This is a genomic window from Xanthobacter dioxanivorans, assembly GCF_016807805.1.
Taxonomy (GTDB): Bacteria; Pseudomonadota; Alphaproteobacteria; order Rhizobiales; family Xanthobacteraceae; genus Xanthobacter; species Xanthobacter dioxanivorans.
Genome location: NZ_CP063362.1, coordinates 1,535,065 through 1,560,890 on the forward strand (window position 1 = coordinate 1,535,065; position 25,826 = coordinate 1,560,890).

The following is a 25,826-nucleotide window of genomic DNA, read 5'->3' on the forward strand; positions in this document are numbered from 1 at the left end:
CTCGCGCCCGTCCGCGCTCACGCGCTGGTCGGCGATGCGGCGGGCTGTGTCCTGCACCACGGTCTGGTCGAGGGGCCGGTCCACGGCGGCGACCAGCGCCTTGGTGGCGGCGATGGCCATGGGGCTCGCCGCCTTCAGAGCCTTGAGATGGCGGGCGATGGCACCATCCAGCTCGTCCGCCGGCACCACCTCGTGCACGAGGCCGATCTCAAGGGCGGTGGCGGCGGAAAAGCGCTCGGCGGTGAGGAAATAGCGCCGCGCCTGCCGCGCGCCCATGGCCCGCACCAAATAGGGGCTGATGACCGCCGGGATGAGGCCGATGCGCACCTCGGTGACGGCGAATTCCGCCTCCGGCACGCAGACGACGATGTCGCTGGCCGCGATGAGGCCGGTGGCGCCGGCAAACGCCGAGCCGTGCACCCGCACCAGGGTCGGCTTGGGGCACAGGTCGATGGTGCGCATGAGCGTCGCCAGGCCCATGGCGTCCGCCAGGTTCTCCTGCCGCGAATAGGCGGCCATGCGGCGCATCCAGTTGAGGTCGGCGCCGGCGCAGAAGGTGGGCCCGGTGGCCTGAAGCAGGATGGCGTAGACGTCCGGATCGATGATCGCCTGCTCATAGGCGCGGGTCAGCGCGGCGATGAGCGCATCGTCGAAGGCGTTGCGCACCTCCGGCCGGTCGAGGGTGAGGATGGCGACGCCGTCCTCGATGGTGGAAAGCAGGCTCATGGGGCAACCCCGCGCGCGGTGTTCAGGCAAGGTGCTGCCCCGCCGGTTCCCCGGACAAGCGACAGCGCAGCTGGAGCGCCGATCCGGGCCCCAGCGCAGGCCTCCTGCACAGCAGGCAAGTCCTTGGGGAGGCAGCGGAGGAAGCCGCCTTCGGCGATGGTCCCGCGCTGGGCCCCGGCTCTCCTTCCACTGCGCTGCGCTCGGTTCCGGTCGGCCGGGGCACGGGGGCGCGTCTCGTGCGCTCCCCTCGCAGGGGGACAAAGGCGGGGCGCGACAGCCATGCGCAATAACACCATCACATCCTGAACACGCCGAAGCGCGTCTCCCTCTCCGGGGCGTTGAGCGCGGCGGACAGCGCCAGCGCCAGCACCATGCGGGTGTCGGCGGGGTCGATGACGCCGTCGTCCCACAGCCGGGCCGAGGAATAATAGGGATGGCCCTGCACCTCGTACTGGGTGCGGATGGGCGCCTTGAAGGCGTCCTCCTCGTCCGCCGACCATGTGCCGCCGCGTGCCTCGATGCCGTCGCGCTTCACCTGGGCGAGCACGCCCGCCGCCTGCTCGCCGCCCATCACCGAGATGCGGGCATTGGGCCACATCCACAGGAAGCGCGGATCGAAGGCGCGGCCGCACATGCCGTAATTGCCGGCGCCGAACGAATTGCCGATCACCACGGTGAATTTGGGCACCGACGCGCAGGAGACGGCGGTGACGAACTTGGCCCCGTCCTTGGCGATGCCGCCGGCCTCATACTTGCGCCCCACCATGAAGCCGGTGATGTTCTGCAGGAAGACGAGCGGAATGTTGCGCTGGCAGCACAGCTCCACGAAGTGCGCGCCCTTCTGCGCGCTCTCGGAAAACAGGATGCCGTTATTGGCGATGATGCCCACCGGATAGCCGAAGATGCGGGAAAAGCCGGTGACCAGGGTCGGGCCGTAGAGCGGCTTGAACTCGTCGAACTCGGAGCCGTCGACGATGCGGGCGATGATCTGGCGCACATCGAAGGGCTGCTTGGGGTCGGCCGAGACGATGCCGTAGATGTCCTTCGCGTCATAGAGCGGTGGGCGCGGCTCGTGGATGTCCAGGGAATGGCTCTTGGCGGTGTTGAGGTCGGCGACGATGGAGCGGGCGATGCCGAGCGCGTGGGCGTCGTTCTCCGCCATGTGGTCGGCGACGCCGGAGATGCGGGTGTGCACGTCGGCCCCGCCCAGCTCCTCGGCGGTCACCACCTCGCCGGTGGCGGCCTTCACCAGCGGCGGGCCGCCGAGGAAGATGGTGGCCTGGTTCTTCACCATGATGGACTGGTCGGCCATGGCCGGCACGTAGGCCCCGCCCGCCGTGCACGAGCCCATGACCACCGCGATCTGCGGGATGCCCTGCGCCGACATGTTGGCCTGGTTGAAGAAGATGCGGCCGAAATGCTCCCGGTCCGGGAAGACCTCGTCCTGGTTCGGCAGGTTGGCGCCGCCGGAATCCACCAGGTAGATGCAGGGCAGGTGGTTTTCCTGCGCCACGCGCTGGGCGCGCAGGTGCTTCTTCACCGTCACCGGAAAATAGGTGCCGCCCTTCACCGTGGCGTCGTTGGCGACGATGACGCATTCGCGCCCGGAGACCCGGCCGATGCCGGTGATGATGCCGGCGGCGGGAACCTCGTCGTCATACAGGCCGTAGGCGGCGAGCTGGGAGAGCTCCAGGAAGGGCGAGCCGGTGTCGAGCAGGGTGCGGATGCGGTCGCGCGGCAGGAGCTTGCCGCGCTTCAGGTGCCGCTCGCGCGCCACCTCGCCGCCGCCTTCCGCGACCCGCTCCACCACATGGCGCAGGTCGGCGACGGAGGCCTCCAGGGCTTCCCTGTTGCGGCGGAATGCGTCGGAGCGGCGGTCCACCGCATCCTCGATGATCGCCATGAGCGCTCTCGCCCCCGAAAGTGACAGGCCCGGACACCGGCCGGGCGGACTGGCCTGAGAGAACCCGGCCGGAGAGAACCCGGCCGGATGGTCTCGGCCGCGCCAGCTCGGCGGGTTGGGCGTGGTCGCCGATGGCCGGGGGAATGGCGCCCGCGCCCCCGGCGCTTGCGGCGCGGGCTGCGGGTGGGGCGTCACCCTCCGGTGCCGGTCAGCGCCAGCTTGGAAACGATCGTACGTTTTTTTCCGGGGTGCGCAAGGGCTTTAAGGGCAGGAAAGCGCCCGTCCCTGCCCGGGCCGCCGGCGGGGTGCGCCTCACGCCCGGACCGCCTTGGGCGAACGGGACCGCGGCTTCTGCGGCACGGCCTCGCGCAGGTCCCGCGCCACCGCCTCGGGAGAAAGCGGCGGCGTCAGCGCGGCGGCTGCATCCGGCCCGCTCACCCCGTCCACCACGAGGCCGGTATAGATGGCCACCAGCTCGTCCTGGCTGAGGCGGCCGCCGGGCGGTACCACATGCAGATGCCGGTGAGCATGGAAATGATGGCGTAGGTGGCGACCCTGGGCTCGCTCACCCGGAACACCCCCTCCTCCGCCCCCTGACGCAGGATCTCCTCCAGCAGCCCCTCATAGCGCCGGCGCAGGGCGACCACCACGGCGCGGTGCGCGTCCTCCAGGCTGCGGATCTCCATGTTGGCGATGAAGACGTGGGCCATGCGCGTCATGTGGTAGCGCAGGTGAAAGGCGGAGAACGCCTTCAGCCGTGCCATGGGGTCGGCGAGGCCGGCAAGGTCCGCCTCGGCCTTGCCGAGCAGGTCCTCCATGTGCTCGCGCACGATGTCGAACAGGAGATTCTGCTTGTTCTCGAAGTATTTGTAGAGCGAGCCGGACTGAAGCCCGACCTCGGCCGCAAGCTGGCGCAGGCTCATGGCCTCGTAGCCGTGCTTGTAGATGAGCTTCACGCCCGCCTGGCGGATGGCTTCGGCGGTGCGGGCGCCGTTGGAACCGATGGTGCGCGCCATGGCCTTCTGAAACGTTTCGCCGGCCGTCGCACGGCGGGCGCGGGAGGATGATGTGCAGCGCGGGCCCGGCCGGAATCAGACTTTGGTCTGACTTGCGCCGCTCCCGCGTGGCAAGATCATCCTGCGACAAGAAATGCCGCTTGACCAGAATAAAAAAGAACGCTTGATTGTTTCCTGAACCCGGCGAAACGACCGGGCACAGGCGCCGAGCCAAACCGCAAAGCGGGGGCGCCGAAGGCGGGAGACGACGGCATGGCGACCCTGAGGTCCAGACATCAATCCTTGTGCATCGAGATCGCGTGGGATGCCTGTCCGCTGTAGTGGACCCATCCGTCGGCATCGATGTGCCCGGTATCCCCGGTGATGTAATAGGCATTTCCGAACCTGAACCTGGCTTTCGTCGCCGCCTCGTCCTTGCTGTAGGCGCGAAACCAGAAAAGCGGCGAGCGGCGGACGTGGATCGCCAGCAGTCCCTCCCCGCCCGCGTCCAGTTCGACGCCGTTGTCATCGAGAACAACGAGGGAAAAGCCGGGCGCGACCCGGCCGACCGAGACACGGTTCAGGGAGCGGGGATCATGCGGGTCATGCTTCATGCCGACGATCATCCCCGCCTCGCGGTGGCCGTACTGGTTCACCAGCGGTACGCCGAGCTTCTGCGTCACCCAGGCGATGATGTCCCGGGGCAGCGGCTCGCCGCCCACCGTCACCACCCGCAGCGCCAGCTGGTGCGATGCGGTGGAAGGATCGCCGCGCCGCCACGCCCTGATCTGGGAGGGCGCGGCGGTGAGATTGGTGACGCGGAATTTCGACAGGACGCGATAGCCCTGCGAGACATCGTAGGGCCCGTCGCAGAACAGGATGGAGCTGCCGATCAGGAGCGGGCCGACGAGACCGTAGAAGATCCCGTATTCCCAGCCCTGGTCGGTCATGTTCCAGAACACGTCCTCGTCCCGGACATCGAGCCCGTGGCGCATGTATTGCTCGATCTCGGCGAGGGCGCGGACGGGCGTCAGCAGGCCATACCTGGGTTCGACCGTCTTTGCTGAATAGGTCATCATGAAGGGGTCGTTTTCCGCGTAGGTCGCGGCGTCGGTCAGGGGTTCCGCCTCGTAGATCGAGGACCAGAACTGTGTGACCCGCCCTTCTATGCGGTTGATGTGGTCTCCTTCCACGAGAAAGACCGGCGTCGTTGGCTTGATGTACTTCCGGGCCCGCTCGATCAGCACCCGGTTTGCGACGATGGCCCTTACGGCGCTCGCTTCCAGGCGGGCATTCACCGCCGATGCGGAATAGGTGGAGAACAGCGGCATGTAGACGGCGCCAATCCTCCAGATCGCGAGCGCGGCGATGATCAGCTCGACGCCCTTGGGCAGCATGACGGCAACGCAGTCGCCTTTCCTGATGCCGATGGTCGCCAATACACGAGCGAAGCGAGATGAATAGTCGGCAAGCCTGCCAAAGCTCAGTTCCGACGTCTGGCCCGACACGGATTCGTGGATCATGGCCGGATGCGAGCGCTTGCCGGGCAGGTGCCGGTCGCACAGCAGATGGGCGAGGGGGATCGCCTCTCCCCGGTACTCCGGCCGCTGGTACAGGCTTGGAACAGAGGCGGGTTCAGCTTCCGCCGCCATCTCCGCCGCCGCCTTGCCCGCGCGATCGCCGAGGCTCAGGAAGAAGGCGCCGAGCGAATACAGGCGCGCGGCCGGATCATAGGCGAGCAGGCGCTCGTGCACGAGCGCCGCGGCCAGCCGGTGCGCCGTGGGCTTGGAGAGGCCGGTGGCCTCCACGAGATCTGCCAGCCGCGCGCCGAGCGGTGGCGCACCGGCGACGGCCCGCAGCACGGCCACGGCGCGGGACAAGCTTTGAGCCCCCTTGGGGGAGGCGGCGTCGGGATCCAGGGATGCAGTCATGTCTCACAATGTGAGATGATTTCGGGGCAGCCGCAATATTTTTTTAAGTTGACGGGATGCTCTTGAAAGATGTGAGATGATACTGGATAATGTCATTCAATATTGTCTCACAATATGAGACATGGCCCAGAGAGGCCGCCCGTTACGGGATTGAGGGAGGGGAAATATGTCGCCACCCGCAGCTTCGGCTGGGGCTGATCCGGTCACGGCCGCTCTCCTGAGCATCGAGAACATCTCCTTGCGCTTCGGCGGCCTCAAGGCGCTGACCGACGTGAGCTTCCACGTGCGCCATGGCGAGCTGTTCTCCATCATCGGCCCCAACGGCGCCGGCAAGACCTCCATGCTCAACTGCATTTCCGGGCGCTATACGCCGAGCGCCGGGCGCGTCGTCTTCGACGGGCAGGACGTGACCAAGCTCAAGCCCAACCGCCGCGCCGCCATCGGCATCGGCCGCACGTTCCAGAACCTCGCCTTGTTCAGCCACATGAGCGTGCTCGACAACATCATGGTCGGCCGCCACCATCTGTTGAAGAACAACTTCCTCACCGGCGCGTTCTACTGGATCGGCGGGGCGCAGAAGGAAGAGCTGGAGCATCGCCGCAAGGTGGAGGAGGTGATCGACTTCCTCGATATCCAGCACGTGCGCAAGGCCACCGCCGGCACCCTCTCCTACGGCCTGCGCAAGCGGGTGGAGCTGGCGCGCGCGGTGGCGCTGGAGCCCAAGCTCATCCTCCTCGACGAGCCCATGGCGGGCATGAACCTGGAGGAGAAGGAGGACATGGCCCGCTACATCGTCGACCTGAACGAGGAATGGGGCATGACCATCGTCATGATCGAGCACGACATGGGCGTGGTCATGGACATCTCCCACCGGGTGATGGTGCTCGACTTCGGCCGCAAGCTGGTGGAGGGCGAGCCGGCCGAGGTGCTGGCCGATCCGCATGTGCGCAAGGCCTATCTGGGCGAGGAGGACCCGCTGCTCGAAGAGGAGGCGGCGCCCGCCGCCAGCGCCTCGGGCACGTTCTCCAGCATGACCGCGTGAGGCGCGCCATGGCCGAGCCCTCCACCTATCCGGACGTCACCGTCCACGACACCCTGCCCAAGCTCCTGGCCCTCAACGCGCGCAATCATCCCGGCGACGTGTGGCTGCGCGAGAAGGACCTCGGCATCTGGATCTCCTACACCTGGGGCGAGGTGGCGGAGCGGGTGCGCAACATGACCCTCGGCCTCACCACCCTCGGCGTCGCCCGGGGCGACGTGGTCGGGCTCATCGGCGACAACCGCCCCGAATGGCTGATGGGCGAGATCGCCACCCATGCCGCGGGCGGCATGAGCCTCGGCATCTACCGCGACGCGCTCGCCGACGAGGTGGCCTATCTCGTCACCTATGCGGGCGTGGCGGTGGTGTTGGCCGAGGACGAGGAGCAGGTGGACAAGCTGCTCTCCCTGGACGAGAAGATCCCCACCGTCCGCCACATCGTCTATGCCGATCCGCGCGGCATCCGCAAATATGACGACCCGCGCCTCCTCTCCCTGAAGGACCTGGAGGCCCGCGGGGCGGCGCTGGCGGCGCGCGAGGCCGGCGCCTTCGACGCCCTGGTGGCGGCGGGCAAGGGCGAGGACGTCGCCATCCTCTGCACTACCTCGGGCACCACCTCCAACCCGAAGCTCGCCATGCTGACCGGCGGCGCGCTGCTGCGCCACTGCCGCGCCTATCTCGACATGGATCCGCGCAGCGCCGACGACGAATATGTCAGCGTGCTGCAGATGCCGTGGATCATGGAGCAGATCTACGCCTTCGGTCAGGCGCTCATTTCCCGCATGAAGGTGAACTTCGTGGAGGAGCAGGAGACCATGATGGCCGACATGCGCGAGATCGGCCCCTCCTTCGTGCTGTTCGCCCCCCGCGTCTGGGAGCAGATCGCCGCCGACGTGCGCTCGCGCATGATGGATTCCTCCCGCCTCAAGCGGGGCATGTTCGACCTCGGCATGAAGCTGGGCCTCAAGGCCCTGGACGAGGGCCGGCGCTCGCCGCTGGCCGACTTCATCCTGTTCCGGGCGCTGCGCGACCGCCTCGGCTTCTCCAACCTCAAGTCCGCCGCCACCGGCGGCGCGGCGCTGGGGCCGGACACGTTCCGCTTCTTCCTCGCCTTGGGCGTGCCCATGCGCCAGCTCTACGGCCAGACCGAGCTGCTCGGGGCCTACACCCTGCACAAGGCGAACGACGTGGACTTCGACACCGTGGGCGTGCCCTTCGACGGCGTCGAGATCCGCATCGACGATCCCGACCCCAACGGCCTCGGCGAGGTGGTGACGCGCCACGCCAACGCGTTCACCGGCTACTTCCGCAACGCGGAGGAGACGCAGAAGTCGTTCGCCGAGGGCGGCTGGATGCGCACCGGCGATGCCGGCTTCTTCAATCCGCGCGGCCATCTCGTGGTCATCGACCGCATCCGCGACATGGCGCAGACCGCCCGCGGCGACCGCTTCTCGCCGCAATACATCGAGAACAAGCTGAAATTCTCGCCCTACGTGGCGGAAGCCGTGGTGCTGGGCGACGGCCGCGAGGGCCTCGCCGCGCTCTTGTGCATCCGCTTCTCCATCGTCTCCAAGTGGGCGGAGAAGAACCGCATCTCCTTCACCACCTACACCGATCTTTCCGCCCGGCCCGAAGTCATCGCCCTGCTGCGCAAGGAAGTGGAGGGAGTGAACCGGACCCTGGCGGAGAAGCAGCGCATCGGCCGCTTCCTCCTGCTCTACAAGGAGCTGGACGCCGACGACGGCGAGCTGACGCGCACCCGCAAGGTGCGCCGCGGCGTCATCAACGAGCGCTACGGCACCATCATCGACGCCATGTATGCGGGCGAGAAGGTGATCGACGTGGACACCACCATCACCTTCCAGGACGGCACCCGCCAGCGCATCAAGACCACCCTCGACGTCATCGACCTCGGCGGCCACCCGCCGGCCGAGGGCGGCGACACGCGGCGGAGGGCGGCGTGATGTGGGCTTCGATTTCCCGCACAGCCGTTCCCCGGACAAGCGACGGCGAAGCCGGAGCGCCGATCCGGGGTCCAGGAGACAGTCCTGCGCAGCAGGCCATGCCCGCCGCACTCTCCGGTCAAGCCGCCTTCGGCGACATCTTGCGCTGGGCCCTGGCTCTCCTTCCGCTCACGCTTCAGTCGGCCGGGGCACGCGGCTCTAAAGGTGTCGACATCACCGCCAAGGAGCTCATCTGATGCAGTCCCAGCTCCTGCTCCAGCTCATCATCAACGGGCTCATCATCGGCACGCTCTATGGCGTGGTCGGCATGTGCTTCGTGCTCATCTACAAGGCCTCGCAGGTGGTGAACTTCGCCCAGGGCGAGTTCCTGCTCATCGGCGCCTGGGTCTGCTGGTGGCTGCTCACCGCCTGGAACATCCCCTTCTTCTGGGGCTTCCTCATCGCCATCTGCTTCATGATGGTGTTCGGCATCGCGGTCCAGATGATCGTGCTCCGCCCCCTCATCGGCGAGCCGATCATCTCGGTGATCATGGTCACCATCGGCCTCTCCATCTTCTTCCAGGCGCTGATGAAGTGGATGTTCGGCACCTTCGCCCAGCCGTTCCCGCCCATCTTCCCGGTGGCCAAGGTGGATGTCCTGGGGCTGCAGGTGCAGACGGCCTACCTCATGTCCACCGGCGTCAGCCTCGCCATCATGGCAGGCTTCGCCTGGTTCTTTAAGTATTCGCGCCTGGGGCTCGCCATGCGCGCCACCGCCTTCTCCCAGCAGGTGGCCCAGTCGCTCGGCATCTCGGTGCGGCAGGTGTTCGCCCTGTCCTGGGGCATCTCGGCGGCGGTGTCGGCGGTGGCCGGCGTGGTGGTGGGCATCGTCAACGGCGTGTCCTCGGCCCTGTCCTACTTCGGCATCAAGGTGTTCCCGGCGGTGATCCTCGGCGGCCTCGACAGCGTCTTCGGCGCGGTGGTGGGCGGGCTGATCATGGGGCTGTTGGAAAACCTCGCCCAGTATTTCGACAGCCAGTTCCTGAAATGGGGCAACCTCTACGAGATCGTCCCCTTCTACGCCCTCATCATCATCCTGATGATCAAGCCCTACGGGCTGTTCGGCACCCGCGACATCGAGAGGGTCTGAGGACATGGCCACCGATACCATGCGCCCGTGCGGGGACTACCGCTCGAGCTACAGGTCCGACCAGACCATCTTCGCCACGCGGCTCACCATGCTGTTCTGCGTGGGGGCGATCGTGCTGCTGTGCTTCGCGCCGTTCTTCTTCTCGCGCTACGTGCTGAGCCTGATGATCCAGATCGGCTACCTGGGCATCGCCGCTTTGGGGCTGAACATCCTCGTCGGCTTCTCCGGCCAGATCTCCATCGGCCATGCGGTGTTCTTCGGCTTCGGCGGCTTCGCCTCGGCCTATCTCGCCGACAAGGGCGTGCCGGTGCCCATCGCCATCGTGCTGGCCGGGCTGTGGACCACGGTGGTCGGCCTCATCTTCGGCCTGCCGGCGGCGCGGGTGAAGGGGCTCTACCTCGCCATCGCCACCCTCGCCGCCCAGTTCATCCTGCAGGATTTCTTCGTCCGCGCGGAATGGTTCACCGGCGGCACCCACGGCGCCATCGCCGCGCCGTTCACCCTGTTCGGCCTCGACCTGTCCGGCGACGACAAATATTTCTACGTGGTGCTGTTCTTCGTGGTGGTCATGTATCTGGGCGCCGCCAATCTCATGCGCTCGCGCGACGGGCGGGCGCTGATCGCGGTGCGCGACCATTATCTGTCCGCCGAGATGATGGGCGTGAACCTCACCAAGTACCGCACCATGGCGTTCGGCATCTCGTCTTTCTACGCCGGCATCGGCGGGGCGCTGTACGCGCACTATGTTGGGTTCATGTCGGTGGAGGGGCTCGACATTCTCTTCTCCATCCAGTTCCTCGGCATGATCATCATCGGCGGGCTGGGCTCCATCATGGGCACGCTGATGGGCACCATCTTCATGGTGCTTCTGCCCGAGGCCACGGGCTGGCTGGCCTCGGCCCTGTCGGGCAGCGCCATCGACAAGGCGCTGCACCTGAAGGACGGCATCACCTACATGCGCGAGATGCTGATCGGCGCCACAATCATCCTGTTCCTGATCTTCGAGCCGGACGGCCTCGCCCACCGCTGGCGCCAGATCAAGGCCTACTGGAAGCTCTTTCCCTTCTCCTACTGACGCACGAGACGACCGGCCGAGGCGGCGCAGAACCGCCCGGTTCCAACAAGGAAACCAAGGAGACCCCAAGATGAAGCGGATCACCCTCTCCCTCGTATCGGCGCTGGCCCTCACCGCCGCCGCGCCGGCCCTCGCCCAGACCATCAATATCGGCCATCTCGCCGACTATTCGGGCGGCACCTCGGACGTGGGCCAGCCCTACGGCCAGGGCGTGGCGGACACCATCGCCTGGATCAACGCCAATGGCGGCGTGAACGGCAAGAAGATCAATTCCGACTTCAACGAATACGGCTACCAGGTGCCGCGCGCGCTGGCCGCCTTCAAGAAGTGGGTGGGCACCGACAAGGTGGTCGCCATCCAGGGCTGGGGCACCGCCGACACCGAGGCCCTCGTCGGCATGGTGACGAAGGAGGAGATTCCCTATTTCTCCGCCTCCTACTCCGCCTCGCTGACCGACCCCAAGGGCAAGGTGAACGCGAAGAGCGAGCGCGCCGCACCGTTCAACTTCTTCTACGGCCCGTCCTATTCGGATGCCGCCCGCGCCATGGTGCAGTGGGCCGCCGACGACTGGAAGAAGAAGGGCAAGCCCGGCAAGCCCAAGTGGGTGCACATGGGCGCCAACCACCCCTACCCGAACTCGCCCAAGGAGGCGGCGGCGGAATATGCCAAGGAGCTGGGCTTCGAGGTGCTGGATCCCATCACCTTCGCCCTCACGCCGGGTGACTATACGCCCCAGTGCCTGACCCTGAAGCAGTCGGGGGCCAACTACGCCTATCTCGGCAACACCGCCGGCTCCAACATCTCGGTGCTGAAGGCCTGCAAGACCGCCGGCGTGGACGTGCAGTTCCTCGGCAACGTCTGGGGCATGGACGAGAACGCCATGAAGGCCGCCGGCGACGCCGCCAACGGCGTGGTCTTCCCGGTGCGCACCGCCGTGACCTGGAACGGCACCGCCCCGGGCCTTGCCGCGGCGAAGGAGATTTCCAAGATCTCCGATCCCTCCGGCACCGCCTATCGCCCGGTGCACTATCTCGCCGCCATCTGCACCGCCCTCTACATGAAGGAGGCCATGGAGTGGGCGGACAAGAACGGCGGCGTCAGCGGCGTGAAGATCCGCGACGGCATGTACCAGAAGAAGGACTGGGTGCCCAAGGGCATGGAGGGCGTGTGCAACCCCTCCACCTGGACCGCCGCCGACCACCGCCCCACCACCCGCGTCGACCTCTATCGCGCGGTGGTCTCCGGCGCCACGGACGCGCCGGTGGCCGACCTCGTGAAGTCGGGCGCCATCAAGCTCGACAAGGTCGCCACCATCGACCTGCCGCGCAAGACCGAGCTGCAGGGCTGGTGATGTGAACACTCCTCCCCTCCCCCCTCGCGGGAGAGGGGCCGGGGGTGAGGGGTAAAGGCGTCTCAGCCAACGAGCGCCCGTTCAGATGGCGCCAGCCCCCTCACCCGTCTCGCGGCTTTGCCGCGATCCACCCTCTCCCGCGAAGGGGAGAGGGTCTAGATCGGAGACCGCCATGGCCGAGGCCGCACTGAAGATCGAACCCGCCGCCGAGACCGCCCCCGCGCCGATCCTCTCGGTGGACAACATCGAGGTGGTCTACAACGACGTCATCCTCGTGCTGCGCGGCCTTTCGCTGAAGGTGCCCAAGGGCCAGATCGTCGCCCTGCTCGGCTCCAACGGCGCCGGCAAGTCGACCACGCTGAAGGCGATCTCCGGCCTCCTGAAGACCGAGGACGGCGAGATCACCCGCGGCGACGTCACTTTTCTCGGCGAGAAGATCAACGGCATCGAGCCGGACCGCATCGTCCGGCGCGGCATCTTCCAGGTGATGGAGGGCCGGCGCATCATCTCCGACATGACCGTGCTGGAGAACCTGCGCCTCGGCGCCTTCACCCGGCGCGACAACGAGGTGAAGAGCGACATCGAGCGCGTCTATTCCTTCTTCCCGCGCCTCAAGGAGCGCACCGGCCTTGCCGGCTATCTCTCCGGCGGCGAGCAGCAGATGCTGGCCATCGGCCGCGCCATGATGGCCCGCCCCAAGCTCATCCTCATGGACGAGCCCTCCATGGGCCTCTCGCCGCTGCTGGTGAAGGAGGTGTTCTCCATCATCCGGAAGCTCAACCAGGATCTGGGCGTCACCATCCTCCTGGTGGAGCAGAATGCGCGGGTGGCCCTGTCCGTGGCCGACTACGGCTACATCATGGAGCAGGGCAAGATCGTGCTCGACGGCACCGCGCAGATGCTCCAGTCCAACGAGGACGTGAAGGAATTCTACCTCGGCCAGGGCGGCGGCGACGAGCGCAAGTCCTTCAAGAACCTGAAGAGCTTCAAGCGGCGGAAAAGGTGGCTGTGAGCTTGCCCCGGACCAGCGACGGCGCAGCCGGAGCGCCGATCCGGGGCCCAGGGGAAACGTCCGGCGAAGCCGGCCTGATCCAACCGGCGGTTCCAATCAAGCCGACTTCGGCGAACCTGTGCGCTGGACCCCGGCTCTCCGTCCGCTCACGCTCCAGTCGGCCGGGGAGCAAGAGTACCTCTCTGGCCAGCCTCTGACATGAGCCCGACCATGACCGATCCGAACCGCCATTACGATTCCAGCGAGACCCGCGATCGCGAAGCCCGGGAAAAGGCCCTGTTCACCGGCCTCGCCGCCCAGATCGCCCATGCCAAGGCGAAGTCCGCCTATTTCGGCGCCCTGTTCAAGGACGTGGAGCCGGAGGCGATCACCAGCCGGCAGGCGCTCGCCGCCCTGCCCGTCACCCGCAAGTCGGACCTGCTGGAGATCCAGCCGCGGAGCTATCCCTTCGGCGGGCTCAACGCCACGCCGCCCGGCAAGCTCGCGCGCATCTTCATGTCGCCCGGCCCCATCTATGACGTGGAAGGCCACGGCGCCGACTTCTGGCGCTTCGGCCGGGCGCTGTTCGCCGCCGGCTTCCGCGCCGGCGACATCGTGCACAATTCCTTCTCCTACCACCTGACCCCCGCCGGCTCGATGATCGAGGGCGGCGCCCATGCGCTCGGCTGCGCGGTGGTGCCGGGCGGCGTCGGCCAGACCGACCTGCAGCTGCGCGCCATCGCCGACATCCGCCCGCAGGGCTATGGCGGTACGCCGTCCTTCCTCAAGATCCTGGTGGACAAGGCGCGCCAGACCGGCACCGACATCTCGTCCCTGAAGAAGGCGCTGGTGACGGGAGAGGCCTTCCTGCCGCCCCACCGGGCGGAGCTGAGGGCCGCCGGCATCACCGCCCGCCAGTGCTACGGCACCGCCGACCTCGGCCTCGTCGCCTATGAGAGCGAGGCGGAGGAAGGCCTGATCGTGGACGAGGGCTGCCTCGTGGAGATCCTGCGCCCCGGCACCGGGGATCCGGTGGAGAGCGAAGGCGAGGTGGGCGAGGTGGTGGTCACCCTGTTCGAAGCCGACTATCCCCTCGTGCGCTTCGCCACCGGCGATCTCTCCGCCGTGCTGCCGGGCCTGAGCCCCTGCGGGCGCACCAATGTCCGCCTGCGCGGCTGGATGGGCCGGGCCGACCAGGTGACCAAGATCCGCGGCATGTTCGTGCACCCGGTGCAGGTGACGGCGGCGGTGAAGAAGCATCCGGCGGTGGCCAAGGCCCGCCTGGTGGTGGACCGCGCCGGCGACGCCGACGACATGCTGCTCGAAATCGAGGTCCAGGACGCCGCCGCCCTGTCGCAGGAGGGGCTGCTGGAGGACCTGCGCGCCGCCACCAAGCTGCGCGGCCGCCTCGCCGTGCTCGCGCCCGGCACCCTGCCCGCCGACGCCAAGACCATCGAGGACCGCCGGCCGGTATGACCTTGCCGCGGGCCATGCCGTCGCGCCTCCCCTCCCATGCGGCGCGGCGGGGTCCCGCCGCTGGCGATGCGGGCCCAATGGTGCTAGGCGAGCGGCATTCTCATCCCCGGAGCCGCTCCATGACCGCCGATATCCGTCCCGTGACCCGCGCCCTCCTCTCGGTGTCCGACAAGACGGGTCTCGTGCCGTTCGCCGCCGCCCTCGTCTCCCACGGAGTGGAGCTGGTCTCCACCGGCGGCACCGCCAAGGCCATCGCCGAGGCCGGCCTGCCGGTGAAGGACGTGTCCGACCTCACCGGCTTCCCGGAGATGATGGACGGACGGGTGAAGACCCTGCACCCCAAGGTGCACGGCGGCATCCTCGCCATCCGCTCGGACGCCGGCCACCAGGCCTCGCTCGCCGAGCATGCCATCGCCCCCATCGACCTCGTGGTGGTGAACCTCTATCCGTTCGAGGCCACCGTCGCCCGCAAGGCCGGCTTCGAAGAGACCATCGAGAACATCGACATCGGCGGCCCGGCCCTCATCCGCGGCGCCGCCAAGAACCATGGCGACGTGGCCGTGGTGGTGGAAGCGGCGGATTATGACGCGGTGCTGCATGAGATCGCCGAGCACGGCGGCACCACCCTGCCCCTGCGCCGCAAGCTGGCGCAGAAGGCCTATGCCCGCACCGCCGCCTATGACGCGGCCATCTCCAACTGGTTCGCCCGCGAGCTGAAGGAGGTCGCGCCGGACTTCCGCGCCGTGGGCGGCCGGCTCATCGAGGCCCTGCGCTACGGCGAGAACCCGCACCAGTCCGCCGCCTTCTACGCCTCGGACGAGATCCGCCCCGGCGTCGCCACGGCGCGGCAGGTTCAGGGCAAGCAGCTGTCCTACAACAACATCAACGACACCGACGCCGCCTTCGAGGCGGTGGCCGAGTTCCACCCTGCCCGCACCGCGGCGGTGGTGATCGTGAAGCACGCCAATCCCTGCGGCGTGGCCGAGGGCGCCTCCCTCGCCGAGGCCTACGCCAAGGCGCTGGCCTGCGATCCGGTCTCGGCCTTCGGCGGCATCATCGCCGTCAACCGCACGCTGGATGCCGACGCCGCCCGCGCCATGGTGGAGATCTTCACCGAGGTGATCGTCGCACCCGACGCCACCGACGAGGCCATCGCGGTGGTGGCGGCCAAGAAGAACCTGCGCCTGCTGCTCACCGGCGCCCTGCCCGACCCGCGCGCTCCGGGGATGACGGTGAAGACGGTGGCCGGCGGCCTGCTGGTGCAGGGCCGCGACAATGCCAGCGCCGACGATTTGGAGCTGAAGGTGGTGACCAAGCGCGCCCCCACCGACCGGGAGCTGACCGACCTGCGCTTCGCCTTCCGCGTGGCCAAGCACGTGAAGTCCAACACCATCATCTATGCCCGCGACCTCGCCACGGTGGGCATCGGCGCCGGGCAGATGAGCCGGGTGGATTCGGCCCGCATCGCCGCCCGCAAGGCGCTGGACGCGGCCGAGGCCCTGGGCCTCAGGGAGCCGCTCACCAAGGGCTCGGTGGTGGCCTCCGACGCCTTCTTCCCCTTCGCCGATGGCCTCATGGCGGCGGTGGAGGCAGGGGCGACGGCGGTGATCCAGCCCGGCGGCTCCATGCGCGACGCCGAGGTGATCGCGGCGGCGGACGCGGCGGGCCTCGCCATGGTGTTCACCGGCGTGCGGCATTTCCGGCACTGACAGGCGCTGGGCGGGCGGGCCCGGGACAGGCGGAGATCCGCAGGGCCGGGACGAGCCCGCCATGACGGCGGTTCGGGAGGAGCCCGGGCCGCCTAATGCCGACCGATCCTACCCCTTGAGCAGCTTCTGCACGAGGATGCGGTCCACATAGTGCGGACCGTCGAAGACGAAGGTGTCGAACCCCTCGTAGGCCTTCAGCTGGGCCAGCAGCTCCTCGGCGGTGGCGGCGCGGAAGGTGCCGGTCTCCGCCGGGCGGAAGGCCTCGGCGATCAGCCGGAAGCGCCTGGCGCCGAGCCGGGCGGAGATCACCTCGGCATAGCGCCGCGCCGCCAGGGGCGCGCGGGTGTAGACGCCGACGCCGTCCTGGAAGAACAGCCCCACATCCTTCGGCAGCCAGTTTTCGATCCAGTCCGCCAGCGCCTCGGGACCGACGTTGGAATTGTCGTAGCAGCTCACCCAGAGCGGGCGGGGAATGGCGGCGGTCGCGGCCGCCATCTTGCCCACCTCGGCCCAGGTGGGGTCGGCCTCCACCGGAAAATAGAAGCCGGCCGGCCGGAACGGCAAAGGCTGCCGCGCGATCCGGGCGGACAGGGCGCCGAGGTCGAGGACCTGCTTGCGGGCGGTGGGCTCGCTGAAGCGGCTGGCGAGGCCGGCGATGATGCTGCGCGCCCAGGGCTCCCGCGCGATGCGGGTCCAGTTGGGAGGGTCCGCGACCAGGGACAGGCCGAGGCCGGGCAGGGGCACAAAGGCGGTGTCGTCCGCCACCAGCCATTGCACCAGGAGGCTGCGCGCACCGAGAAAGTCCCAGTCGCCGCGCGGGTCGAGCGCCCCGCCGTGCACCTGCCAGACCACGCCATCCAGCAGGCCCGGCGTCCTCGGCCGGTGCAGCGCCGCGATGCGCTCGGCCCCGGCGAAGCCGGCGGCACCGGCGGCGGTCCCCACGGCGCCGCCTGCGAGCCCGGCGAGAAGAAGGCGGCGGTTCATCGCCGGGCCTGCGGGCGCCGGCCGCGCCTCATGCCGGTGCGACGGCGAGGCGGCGCTCCTGCTCGCGGACGGTGGCGAGGATCGCCTCTTCCTTCACGATGCCGCAACGCACGAGATACTCGCCGATGCGCCCGTCCACGTCGGGATGGTAGTTCTCCATGGCCGCATCGAAGGCCTCGCGCTGCATCAGGCCCTTTTCCAGCAGCAGGTCGCCGAGGAGCGGCGGCGACTGGTGGCCCTCCAGCCCGGGCGACACGCCGCGCAGCAGGCGCAGGCCGTCATTGATCTCGCTTTCGCGGGCGATGCGCTGGAGCGGCAGGTCGCCCACCGCGACGCGGACCTCGTCGAGGGCCTTCTGGCTGAGGGGCGAGGGCACCGCCACCACCAGGCGCCCCGTCGCGTCCTCGCCGACGGGCAGGATGCGCCGGCGCACCATGAGGTCGAGGGGGAGCAGATCGTGGAACTGCCGCACCATCTGCTCGGTCACATGGGTGCGGGGCAGGTTGGACTGGAAGGCGATGGCCTCGGCGAGGGTCTCCTCGTCGAGCCAGCCGCGCGAGACGAGGATGCGCCCCAGCGGCTGCTGGCGCTCGTCCTGGACCGCGAGGGCCTGCTCCACATGTTCCGGCAGCACCGCCTGCCAGGTGAGCAGCAGCTCGCCGAGGCGCTGGCGTGACTGGCCGAGCTCGAGGGCATCGGGGAAATCGTGGGCGGTCTTGTCCCAGACGATCCGCTTGCCGCGGAAGACGTGGTCGAGGAACAGCCGCCAGGCGCGCACCGTGGCGGCGAAGTTGACGAAATTGGCCATCACCACGCGGGGCACGGACATGAGCCCCTGTTCCCAGCCATAGACGACGCTGACGAAGTAGAAGCGCTGGATCAGCCGCAGGGCGAAGGCCACGGCGTTGCCGGTGAGCACCGCCAGCAGCCACGTCTCGGTGGCGAAGATGGAGGGATAGCGCGCCGGCAGGACGCCGAGCCTTTCCGCGCCGTAGATCAGCAGGAAGTGCGCCGCCACCACGTAGGCCATCACCGCGACGATGGAGGTGAGGATGCCCTTGCGGTCGCGGAACAGGAAGTACTTGGTGGCCCAGTTGCCTTCCCAGCCCATCTGGCGCCAGCCCTGGAAGGCGATGCCGAGGGCCCAGCGCGCCTTCTGCCGGTAGGAGGTGCGGAAGGTGTCGGGGAAGAACTCGCGCACGCACAGCGGCATGGTGAGATGCACTTCCTTCGGCTTGGCGAAGCCGAAGAAGGATTCACGCGTCACCCGGTATTCCACCGGCAGGCGGGCGATGATGGACTGCATCTTCGCGTGGTAGAGGCGCGCGCTGATGTCGTAGTCCTCGGTGAGGCTCGCGGTGTTGAAGACGTCGCCGTCGCCTTCGTTGAGCATGTGGAGGATGGCCTTGCGCGAGAAGCAGGTGCCCACCCCCGCGGAGGGCACCGAGCCGGCGATGCTCTCGCGCACCACGAGATCCTTGGCATGCCACTCGGCGAACTCGTCCATGTAGATGCCGGCCACCAGCTCCGACCAGTGGCGCTCCAGCGAGTAGACCGGGATCTGGATCAGGTCCTTGCGCGGCAGGAGATAGTTGAAGAAGCGCAGCTCCAGGGGATGCAGCACGTCCTCGGCGTCGTGCAGCACCAGGCCGGCGAACTCGGTGCCGGTCATCTGCTCGTGCTGGAAGATGGCGCGCACCACGGCGTTGAGGCAGTCGGCCTTGTTGGTGGGGCCGGGATTGCGCACCTCCACCCGCACCAGCTGCTTGTAGCGCCGGCGCATGCGCTCCACTTCGGCGATGGTGTCGGGATCGTTCGGATAGGTCCCGACGAAGATCATGTAGCGCCGGTAGTCCATGACCGAGACCATGTTCTCGATCATGGCCGCGATCACGGGGGATTCCAGCCATGCGGGAATCATGATGGCCATCGGCTGCTCGTCCCTCTGGTAGAGGGCGGCCGGGGTCAGCGGCCGGATGAACGGCTCGATGACGAAGCGGCGGTAGATCCGCCGCCCCCAGTACCATGCGTCCACGAACAGGTCGTCGATGGACGAGATCAGGATGATCACCGCCACGCCCGCCGCCACATACTCCACGAAGCGGATGTAATCGGCGAGGAGATAAGGCCAATAAAGCTGCATGGCGGCGGTTCCCAGCCTATCAGTTGCCGCGGCGGCGCACTTGCGACGCGCGGATCAGCAGCAGGAAGAACAGGGCGGCGGCGCCGATTCCCAGCGGCAGCCCCCAGTCGGCGGAGTTCTGCCACAGGCGCTGCAGCGTGCCGGACGGACCGTCCGTGTCGGCCACCCGGACGGTGCCGATGGGCGCGCCGGACGCGGTCAGCTCGGTCAGCGTGCCGTCGACGCCCACCAGGGCCACGTCGCCGCGCGACAGGCGCACCGGCTTGGCCGGCGTCATCGGAACCGGGCCGATGCTCTGCCAGACGATGCCGCGGGCGTCGTCGCCGCGCACCGCCTGCACCAGGGCCACGTTCTTGAGGCCGCTGATGTCGAGCAGGCGGGCCTTGTCGTCGGTCCCGACCACGAGGCGCTCGCCCTCGACCCGGGCCTTCAGCGTCACCCCCTGCACCGGCACGTCGAGGGCGAGGAAGCCGCCGGCGGCACGGTAGCCGGCCCCGAGGGCGGCCACGTCGAAGGTGCTGGTGGAGGCCGGCAGGCCCGCCGCCGCGGCGGCGCGCACCACCCGCGGCAGGCTCGTCTTGCCGGTGGCGAGGTAGGAATCCGGCACCACCAGCTTGCCGCCGGCGGCCATCGCCGAGATCACGCCGAGGAAGTCGCCGCCCGGCGCCGAGCCGCCCAGCTCGAAATGGCTGGTGGGCAGCACCGCCACGGGGAACGCCTGGGGCGTCTCGCGACACTTGTCGCTCACCGGCTGGCGCTGGAAGGTCACGCGCAGCACGTTGCGGGCGGCCAGGGCGTAGGGCGGCACGGCGGCGGAGATGTGCTCGGGATGGCCGGTCGCCTCCAGCCGCTTGGCGGCGAGGAGCACGTCGTTGAGGAACACCGCCACCACCGGCTCGGAGGTGGAGGCGCCGGGCGAGGCCGCGACATCGAGGTTGAGGCGGCTCGGCAGGCTCTTGCCGCCGGTGGCGGCGGCGAGGTCGAAGCTCAGCACCCAGTCACCGCGGGCGAGCACGTCGATGTTGCCGGCGGCCGGGCCGAGGCTCGACAGGGCCACCGAGGAGGGGTTCTCCGGCGCGGTGTCCACGGCGCGGATGGTGATGGTGCTGGAAGAGAGCGAGGTGCGCCACAGGCTGTCGAACAGCTGCGCCGCCTTGCCGCCCGCCGCGCCGCCGACCGCGATGACCGGCCGGCCGGCGAGGAACTGGAGGCTGACCTCGTCGGGGGCGACGGTGACCGAGCCGAGGCTGGCCGCCTTGGCCCGCCATTCGCCGAACGCCGCGCCGGCATTGCCGAGGCGGGCGCCGAGCGCGTCCAGGGCGCCGCGGACCCCCGACAGCAGCTGCGCGTCGGCCACCGCGATGTCGGCGCCGAGCGGCGAGCCCGGCAGCACCAGCAGCGCGCCGATCTCGGAGGCGTCGCGGATGCGGTAGGTGCCGGCGCCGACGAAGGCGGAGAACGGCGCCACCTGCCGCAGGGAGGCCGGCACCTGGATGCCGGTGAGGTCCACGTCGTCGCCGATGGCCGGCAGGGTCTTCACCCGCAGCCGCTTGCCGGAGGATTCGAGGGCCACGCCCAGCCGCCAGGCGGTGTCGTAGGTGTCCTTGGAGAGGGTGCCGCCGGCCACCAGGATGGAGCCGGAGCCCGGCATGGCGCTCCAGGCGGTGGCGAGGTTGCGCACCGCGCCCGCGTCGTAGGAATAGGTGAAGCGGGTCTTCGGGCTGACCTTCAGGACGTTGCCGATGCCCCGCTCGTCGGCGCACAGATACTCGCCGATGACCGACGACCAGGCGGTGCCGAAGCGCACGAAGCCGGTCTCGCGCGGGCGCCCGTCCACCGCGATGGTGGCGGCGGCGCTGCCGTTGTCGGCTTCGAGGCGCCGCGAGTAGACGGGCACGCCGTCGACGGAGACCACCATGGTGGTGCGGCCGCCGTCGCCGCGCAGATAGTCGCCCTCGACGGCGATGCTGGCGCCGTCGAGCGGCACGCCGGCCGGAACCGGCAGGTAGATGTCCCGCCGCGCATCCATGCCCTGGAGCACCACCGCATCCTCAATGCCGAGGTCGGAGAGGGTGAAGGAGCGCGTCACCCGCGTGTCGGCGGCGCGTTCCTGCACCGCCGAGAGCACCGGATCGAGCGCCGGCGCCGGTGCCATGGGCACGGCGGCCGGGGCCGGGGCCGGGTTCGGCCCCTGGGCGGCGGCGGGAAAGCTCAGCAGCGCCGCGGCGAGGAGACCGGCCGGCAGGAGGCGGGCGGCGCGGAGGGCAGTCTTGCCGGGCGCCGTGCGAAAGGCGGGGTCGTGTCTCATGTCAGTCTCTCACGAGCAGGGCGTCGAGGCCGGTGGAACGCCGGGGCGCTGGCGCGGCGGGCGGATGGGAAATGGGAAGGGGCGAGAATTCCTGCACCGGCCGTCCGCAGATGCAGTCCACGATCCGGCGGCAGGCCTGCCCGTCGCCGTAGGGGTTGATCCGGTCCGCGTAGGCGGCGCGGGCCGCGGGATCGTCGAGGAGCCGGCTGACCGCGCCGACGATGGCGGTGCGCGACGTGCCCACGAGCTGCACGGTGCCGGCATCCACCGCCTCCGGCCGCTCGGTCACCTCGCGCATCACCAGCACCGGCTTGCCGAGGGCGGGAGCCTCTTCCTGCACCCCGCCGGAATCGGTCAGCACGATGTAGGCCCGCTGCATCAGCCGCTGGAACGGCAGGTAGTCGAGCGGCGGCACGAGGTGCACGTTCGCCCGGCCCACCAGGGCCTCGTGCACCGGCCCCTTCACGTTGGGATTGAGATGGACGGGGTAGACGATCTCCACGTCGTCGCGGCGGGAGAGGTCGGCCAGCGCGTCGCAGATGTTGCGGAAGCCGTCGCCGAAATTCTCCCGGCGGTGCCCGGTGACGAGGACGATGCGCTTGGCCGGGTCGAGCGCCGGCATCTGCGCATCGAGCGCCGCGCACAGGTCCGGGTCGGCCTCGATCCGCACCTGCGTCGCCTGGAGGGCGTCGATGACGGTATTGCCGGTGACGACGATGCGCCCATCGAGGCGCTCGGCCTCCAGATTGGCGCGGGAGCGAACCGTGGGCGCGAACAGCAGGCCGCTCACCACGTCCACCACGCGGCGATTCATCTCCTCGGGAAACGGCTGATCGAGGCGGTAGGTGCGCAGCCCCGCCTCCACATGGCCCACCGGTATCCTGCGGTGGAAGGCGGCGAGCGCGGCCGCCATGGCGGTGGTCGTGTCGCCGTGCACCAGCACGAGATCGGGCGCAACCTCCGCGAGCACCGGGTCCAGCGCCGCGAGGGCGCCGCCGGCCAGCCGGTTAAGCCCCTGGTTGTGGGCCATGAGGCCGAGATCGAAGTCGGGGCGGATGTCGAACAGGCGCAGCACCTGGTCCAGCATCTCGCGGTGCTGGCCGGTGACACAGACGAAGGAGCTGACCGCCGCCTCCCGGCCCAGGGCCTGGACCAGCGGCGCCATCTTGATGGCCTCCGGCCGTGTGCCGAAAATCGACAATATTCTCAAGGGTCCGCCACCACTGATTCGTTTGGGCTTGAAACGCTACGGCACAATGTCAAGGAGAAGGTCTTACCATTCACGCCGCGTGAATGGGAGTCGCAACCACAGCCGTGCGGGATCCGGGCCGCCTTATGGTGAAAGCGGACGGCATCGGCACCCCCACGATGCAGCTCGCACTCTGCCAACAGAAGGTTGCAGGAGGCTTAAGCCGTGCCGTCGATCGCGGTGCGGCGCCCTATAAATGACGCTGCGTCAGTTCGCGGCGGGCGTCGCCCCGGCCGCCCCGTCGACGACGGCCCGGATCAGGGCCCGGGCATCGCTCCCGCCCCATTCGGCCGGGCCGGCGAGATAGGCGAGCTCGCAGCCGTCCCGGTCGACGATCAGCGTGGTGGGCAGCCCGAAGCCGCGGCCGACCGCGCGCAGGGCCTGGAAGGTGCGGGTCGCCGGGTCGGTGTAGAAGGCGAGGTGGCCGATGCCGATGTCGGCGAGGAACGCCTTCGGCTTTTCCGGGTCGCGGGTGTCGAGATTGATCGCCACCACCTCGAAGTCCGGGCCGCCGAGGGTCGCCTGGAGATGGTCGAGGGCCGGCATCTCCTTGCGGCACGGCACGCACCAGGTGGCCCAGAGGTTCACCAGCACCACCCGGCCCTTGAAATCGGCGAGGCTCACCGTCTGTCCGTCCCGATTGGCGAAGGACAAAGGCGGCAGGCGGCGCGGCTCGGTGGCCAGCGAGAGGGCGGCGATGTCGCCCTTGGCCAGGGGCCTCAGCGCCTCGGCGCGCGCCACGCTCGCCTTGCAGGCGGGATCCGCGGCGGTGGCGGCGGACGGGGCCGCGGCCGAGGTGTCGGAGGCCGATGCGGCGGTTTGCGTCGCCGGTGCATTGCCGGGAACCCGGTTCATCCCGTATAGGGCGAGCGCGCCGGCCGCGGCGCCAGCCACCGTCGCCAGTACGATCAGGCCCATCGTCCCCAGCCGTCCGCCGCGTCCGCCGGCCTGGACGCCGGGGCGGTTCTCGTCTTGATCGGTCGGGCGGGACGGGTCGGCTTCGGTCATCAGTGGAGGGTCCGTCATGAGCAACAAGATGTGGGGCGGACGCTTCTCTTCCGCGCCCGACGCCATCATGGAGGAGATCAACGCCTCCATCGGCTTCGACCAGCGTCTTTACGCCCAGGACATCGCCGGCTCCAAGGCCCACGCGGCCATGCTGGCCGCCCAGGGCATCGTGGCGGCGAAAGATGCGCAGAAGATCCAGAAGGGTCTAGACACGATCCTGTCAGAGATCGAGGCGGGAAAGTTCACCTTCCGGCGCGAGCTGGAGGACATCCACATGAACGTGGAATCGCGCCTCGCCGAGCTCATCGGCGCCCCCGCCGGCCGTCTCCACACCGCCCGCTCGCGCAACGACCAGGTGGCCACCGACTTCCGCCTCTACGTGCGCGACACGCTGGACGCCCTCGACGCGCAGCTGGCCGACCTCCAGCTGGCGCTGGCGGAGAAGGCGCTGGCGCACGCCGCCACGGTGATGCCCGGCTTCACCCACCTGCAGACCGCCCAGCCCGTCACCTTCGGCCACCACCTGATGGCCTATGTGGAGATGGTGTCCCGCGACCGCGGCCGCCTCGCCGACGCCCGCAAGCGGCTCAACGAGTGCCCGCTCGGCTCGGCGGCGCTGGCCGGCACCTCCTTCCCCATCGACCGCGAGGCGACGGCGAAGGCGCTGGGCTTCGACCGCCCCACCGCCAACTCGCTGGATGCCGTCTCCGACCGCGACTTCGTGATGGAGACCCTCGCCGCCGCCTCCATCTGCGCCGTGCACCTGTCGCGCTTCGCCGAGGAGGTGGTGATCTGGACCTCGCCGTCCTTCGCTTTGGTGAAGCTGTCCGACAAGTTCACCACCGGCTCGTCCATCATGCCGCAGAAGCGCAATCCGGACGCAGCGGAACTGGTGCGGGCCAAGGCCGGGCGCATCATCGGCGCCCTCACCGGCATCCTGGTGGTGATGAAGGGCCTGCCTTTGGCCTACGCCAAGGACATGCAGGAGGACAAGGAAGGCGCCTTCGACGCCTTCTCCGCTTTGTCCCTCGTGGTCGCGGCCAGCGCCGGCATGGTGCGCGACCTCGTGCCCGACGAGAAGCGCATGGCCGCCGCCGCCGGCCAGGGCTATTCCACCGCCACGGACCTCGCCGACTGGCTGGTGCGGGCGCTGAACATCCCGTTCCGCGAGGCGCACCATATTACCGGGCACATCGTGGCGCTGGCGGCCGACCGCGGCATTGCGCTGCACAAGGTGCCGCTGGAGGACATGAAGGCCATCGACACGCGCATCACCGACGACGTCTTCTCGGTGCTCTCGGTGGTGCGGTCCGTGCGCAGCCGCACCAGCTACGGCGGCACCGCGCCGGCCCGCGTGCGGGCGCAGGCGAAGCGCTGGCTGAAGCGTCTGGGCAACGGTGCGGCGTGAACCGGCGCCGTCACGGCCCCCCGGGCCGGCGGGGGGCTCGCCTTTGCTGCGGCGCGGGCTATAGTGGCGGCGCATTTTCAGGAACAGCCCGGCACGCGATGCGATCCCTTCGACTTCTTCTCGCCCTTTGCGGCACCCTGGCCGTCGCGGCCTGCGGCGTGAAGGGGCCGTTGGAGCCGCCTCCGGGCGCCCACGCGGCCGCCCCGCCCCCCAAGCAGGCGAAGACCGAGGCGTCCGACGGCTACGTCGCCCCAAGAGCTCCGCCGACTTCCTCAACAGCGCCACTCCGCAGGCGGACTGGCAGAAGAAGAAATCCACCGGCTCCGGCAGCGGGACCTCGGGCGGCGCGGCGAACCTCCTGCACGGCGTCGAACGCCCGAACCAGCCCTTCGTCCTCGACGGGCTGCTCTGATCCGCCACCCGTGACCTGACGCCCG

At 69.0% G+C, this 25,826-nt stretch carries 20 protein-coding genes and 1 pseudogene; 11 read left to right on the forward strand and 10 right to left on the reverse strand.

Features of this window, described 5'->3' with window-relative positions:
* Positions 1–18 precede the first annotated feature (18 nt).
* From EZH22_RS07305 to EZH22_RS07320, 5 genes and pseudogenes are all read right to left on the reverse strand, one after another.
* Positions 19–726, reverse strand: a pseudogene (locus EZH22_RS07305) (enoyl-CoA hydratase-related protein); the annotation flags it as partial.
* Between the two features lie 295 nt (positions 727–1,021).
* Positions 1,022–2,629 (reverse strand): carboxyl transferase domain-containing protein, encoded by a 1,608-nt coding sequence (locus EZH22_RS07310; RefSeq protein WP_203195039.1) that lies wholly within the window; start codon positions 2,627–2,629, stop codon positions 1,022–1,024.
* A 312-nt stretch (positions 2,630–2,941) separates the two neighbouring features.
* Complete coding sequence (locus EZH22_RS32570) at positions 2,942–3,100, reverse strand: hypothetical protein (protein WP_333473703.1); 159 nt, start codon at positions 3,098–3,100, stop codon at positions 2,942–2,944.
* Positions 3,064–3,645, reverse strand: a complete 582-nt coding sequence (locus tag EZH22_RS07315) for a TetR/AcrR family transcriptional regulator (protein ID WP_333473704.1) — start codon at positions 3,643–3,645, stop codon at positions 3,064–3,066. Before EZH22_RS07315 ends, EZH22_RS32570 begins: the two co-directional genes overlap by 37 nt.
* Positions 3,646–3,920: 275 nt before the next feature.
* Positions 3,921–5,555 carry an AMP-binding protein gene (locus tag EZH22_RS07320; protein ID WP_203195040.1) on the reverse strand — a complete coding sequence of 545 codons (1,635 nt, stop codon included), beginning with the start codon at positions 5,553–5,555 and terminating at the stop codon, positions 3,921–3,923.
* A gap of 166 nt (positions 5,556–5,721) precedes the next feature.
* On the opposite strand from EZH22_RS07320, the gene EZH22_RS07325 reads away from it, so the two are divergent.
* The 9 genes from EZH22_RS07325 to purH all read left to right on the forward strand — a co-directional run bounded on the left by EZH22_RS07325 (position 5,722) and on the right by purH (position 16,289).
* Positions 5,722–6,597: an ABC transporter ATP-binding protein gene (locus tag EZH22_RS07325; protein WP_231711357.1), complete on the forward strand. Its 876-nt coding sequence runs from the start codon at positions 5,722–5,724 to the stop codon at positions 6,595–6,597.
* An 8-nt stretch (positions 6,598–6,605) separates the two neighbouring features.
* Entirely contained in the window at positions 6,606–8,558 is a 1,953-nt protein-coding gene (locus EZH22_RS07330; RefSeq protein WP_203195041.1) for a long-chain fatty acid--CoA ligase, read from the forward strand.
* Between the two features lie 98 nt (positions 8,559–8,656).
* The gene (locus EZH22_RS07335; RefSeq protein ID WP_203195042.1) at positions 8,657–8,794 is read left to right on the forward strand and encodes a hypothetical protein; all 138 of its coding nucleotides are present in this window, start codon (positions 8,657–8,659) and stop codon (positions 8,792–8,794) included.
* Positions 8,794–9,687 (forward strand): branched-chain amino acid ABC transporter permease, encoded by an 894-nt coding sequence (locus EZH22_RS07340; protein ID WP_203195043.1) that lies wholly within the window; start codon positions 8,794–8,796, stop codon positions 9,685–9,687. The genes EZH22_RS07335 and EZH22_RS07340 overlap by 1 nt, the downstream gene beginning before the upstream one ends.
* A gap of 4 nt (positions 9,688–9,691) precedes the next feature.
* A complete protein-coding gene (locus EZH22_RS07345; protein WP_203195044.1) occupies positions 9,692–10,762 on the forward strand; it encodes a branched-chain amino acid ABC transporter permease in 1,071 nt (356 codons plus the stop codon).
* 70 nt (positions 10,763–10,832) lie between these two features.
* Positions 10,833–12,113 carry an ABC transporter substrate-binding protein gene (locus EZH22_RS07350; protein WP_203195045.1) on the forward strand — a complete coding sequence of 427 codons (1,281 nt, stop codon included), beginning with the start codon at positions 10,833–10,835 and terminating at the stop codon, positions 12,111–12,113.
* Positions 12,114–12,285: 172 nt separating this feature from the next.
* Positions 12,286–13,125, forward strand: coding sequence for an ABC transporter ATP-binding protein (locus tag EZH22_RS07355; RefSeq protein ID WP_203195046.1), 840 nt, complete (start codon positions 12,286–12,288; stop codon positions 13,123–13,125).
* Between the two features lie 210 nt (positions 13,126–13,335).
* Positions 13,336–14,580, forward strand: a complete 1,245-nt coding sequence (locus tag EZH22_RS07360) for a phenylacetate--CoA ligase family protein (protein WP_203195047.1) — start codon at positions 13,336–13,338, stop codon at positions 14,578–14,580.
* 119 nt (positions 14,581–14,699) lie between these two features.
* Complete coding sequence (gene purH, locus EZH22_RS07365; protein WP_203195048.1) at positions 14,700–16,289, forward strand: bifunctional phosphoribosylaminoimidazolecarboxamide formyltransferase/IMP cyclohydrolase; 1,590 nt, start codon at positions 14,700–14,702, stop codon at positions 16,287–16,289.
* Between the two features lie 108 nt (positions 16,290–16,397).
* On the opposite strand, the gene EZH22_RS07370 is transcribed toward purH, so the two are convergent.
* From EZH22_RS07370 to tlpA, 5 genes are all read right to left on the reverse strand, one after another.
* Positions 16,398–17,273 (reverse strand): alpha-amylase family protein, encoded by an 876-nt coding sequence (locus EZH22_RS07370; protein WP_203195049.1) that lies wholly within the window; start codon positions 17,271–17,273, stop codon positions 16,398–16,400.
* A gap of 28 nt (positions 17,274–17,301) precedes the next feature.
* Complete coding sequence (locus EZH22_RS07375) at positions 17,302–19,416, reverse strand: glycosyl transferase family protein (RefSeq protein ID WP_203195050.1); 2,115 nt, start codon at positions 19,414–19,416, stop codon at positions 17,302–17,304.
* 19 nt (positions 19,417–19,435) lie between these two features.
* Entirely contained in the window at positions 19,436–21,724 is a 2,289-nt protein-coding gene (locus EZH22_RS07380; protein WP_203195051.1) for a cellulose biosynthesis cyclic di-GMP-binding regulatory protein BcsB, read from the reverse strand.
* A 1-nt stretch (position 21,725) separates the two neighbouring features.
* Positions 21,726–22,889 (reverse strand): non-hydrolyzing UDP-N-acetylglucosamine 2-epimerase, encoded by a 1,164-nt coding sequence (gene wecB / locus EZH22_RS07385; RefSeq protein WP_333473705.1) that lies wholly within the window; start codon positions 22,887–22,889, stop codon positions 21,726–21,728.
* 291 nt (positions 22,890–23,180) lie between these two features.
* Positions 23,181–23,891, reverse strand: a complete 711-nt coding sequence (gene tlpA / locus EZH22_RS07390) for a thiol:disulfide interchange protein TlpA (protein ID WP_408647723.1) — start codon at positions 23,889–23,891, stop codon at positions 23,181–23,183.
* Positions 23,892–23,997: 106 nt separating this feature from the next.
* Between tlpA and argH the strand changes: the two genes are divergently transcribed.
* Both argH and lptM read left to right on the forward strand, forming a co-directional pair.
* Positions 23,998–25,389, forward strand: a complete 1,392-nt coding sequence (gene argH / locus EZH22_RS07395; protein ID WP_203195053.1) for an argininosuccinate lyase — start codon at positions 23,998–24,000, stop codon at positions 25,387–25,389.
* Positions 25,390–25,487: 98 nt separating this feature from the next.
* Positions 25,488–25,820 (forward strand): LPS translocon maturation chaperone LptM, encoded by a 333-nt coding sequence (gene lptM, locus EZH22_RS31665; protein ID WP_231711359.1) that lies wholly within the window; start codon positions 25,488–25,490, stop codon positions 25,818–25,820.
* The last annotated feature ends 6 nt before the right edge of the window (positions 25,821–25,826 follow it).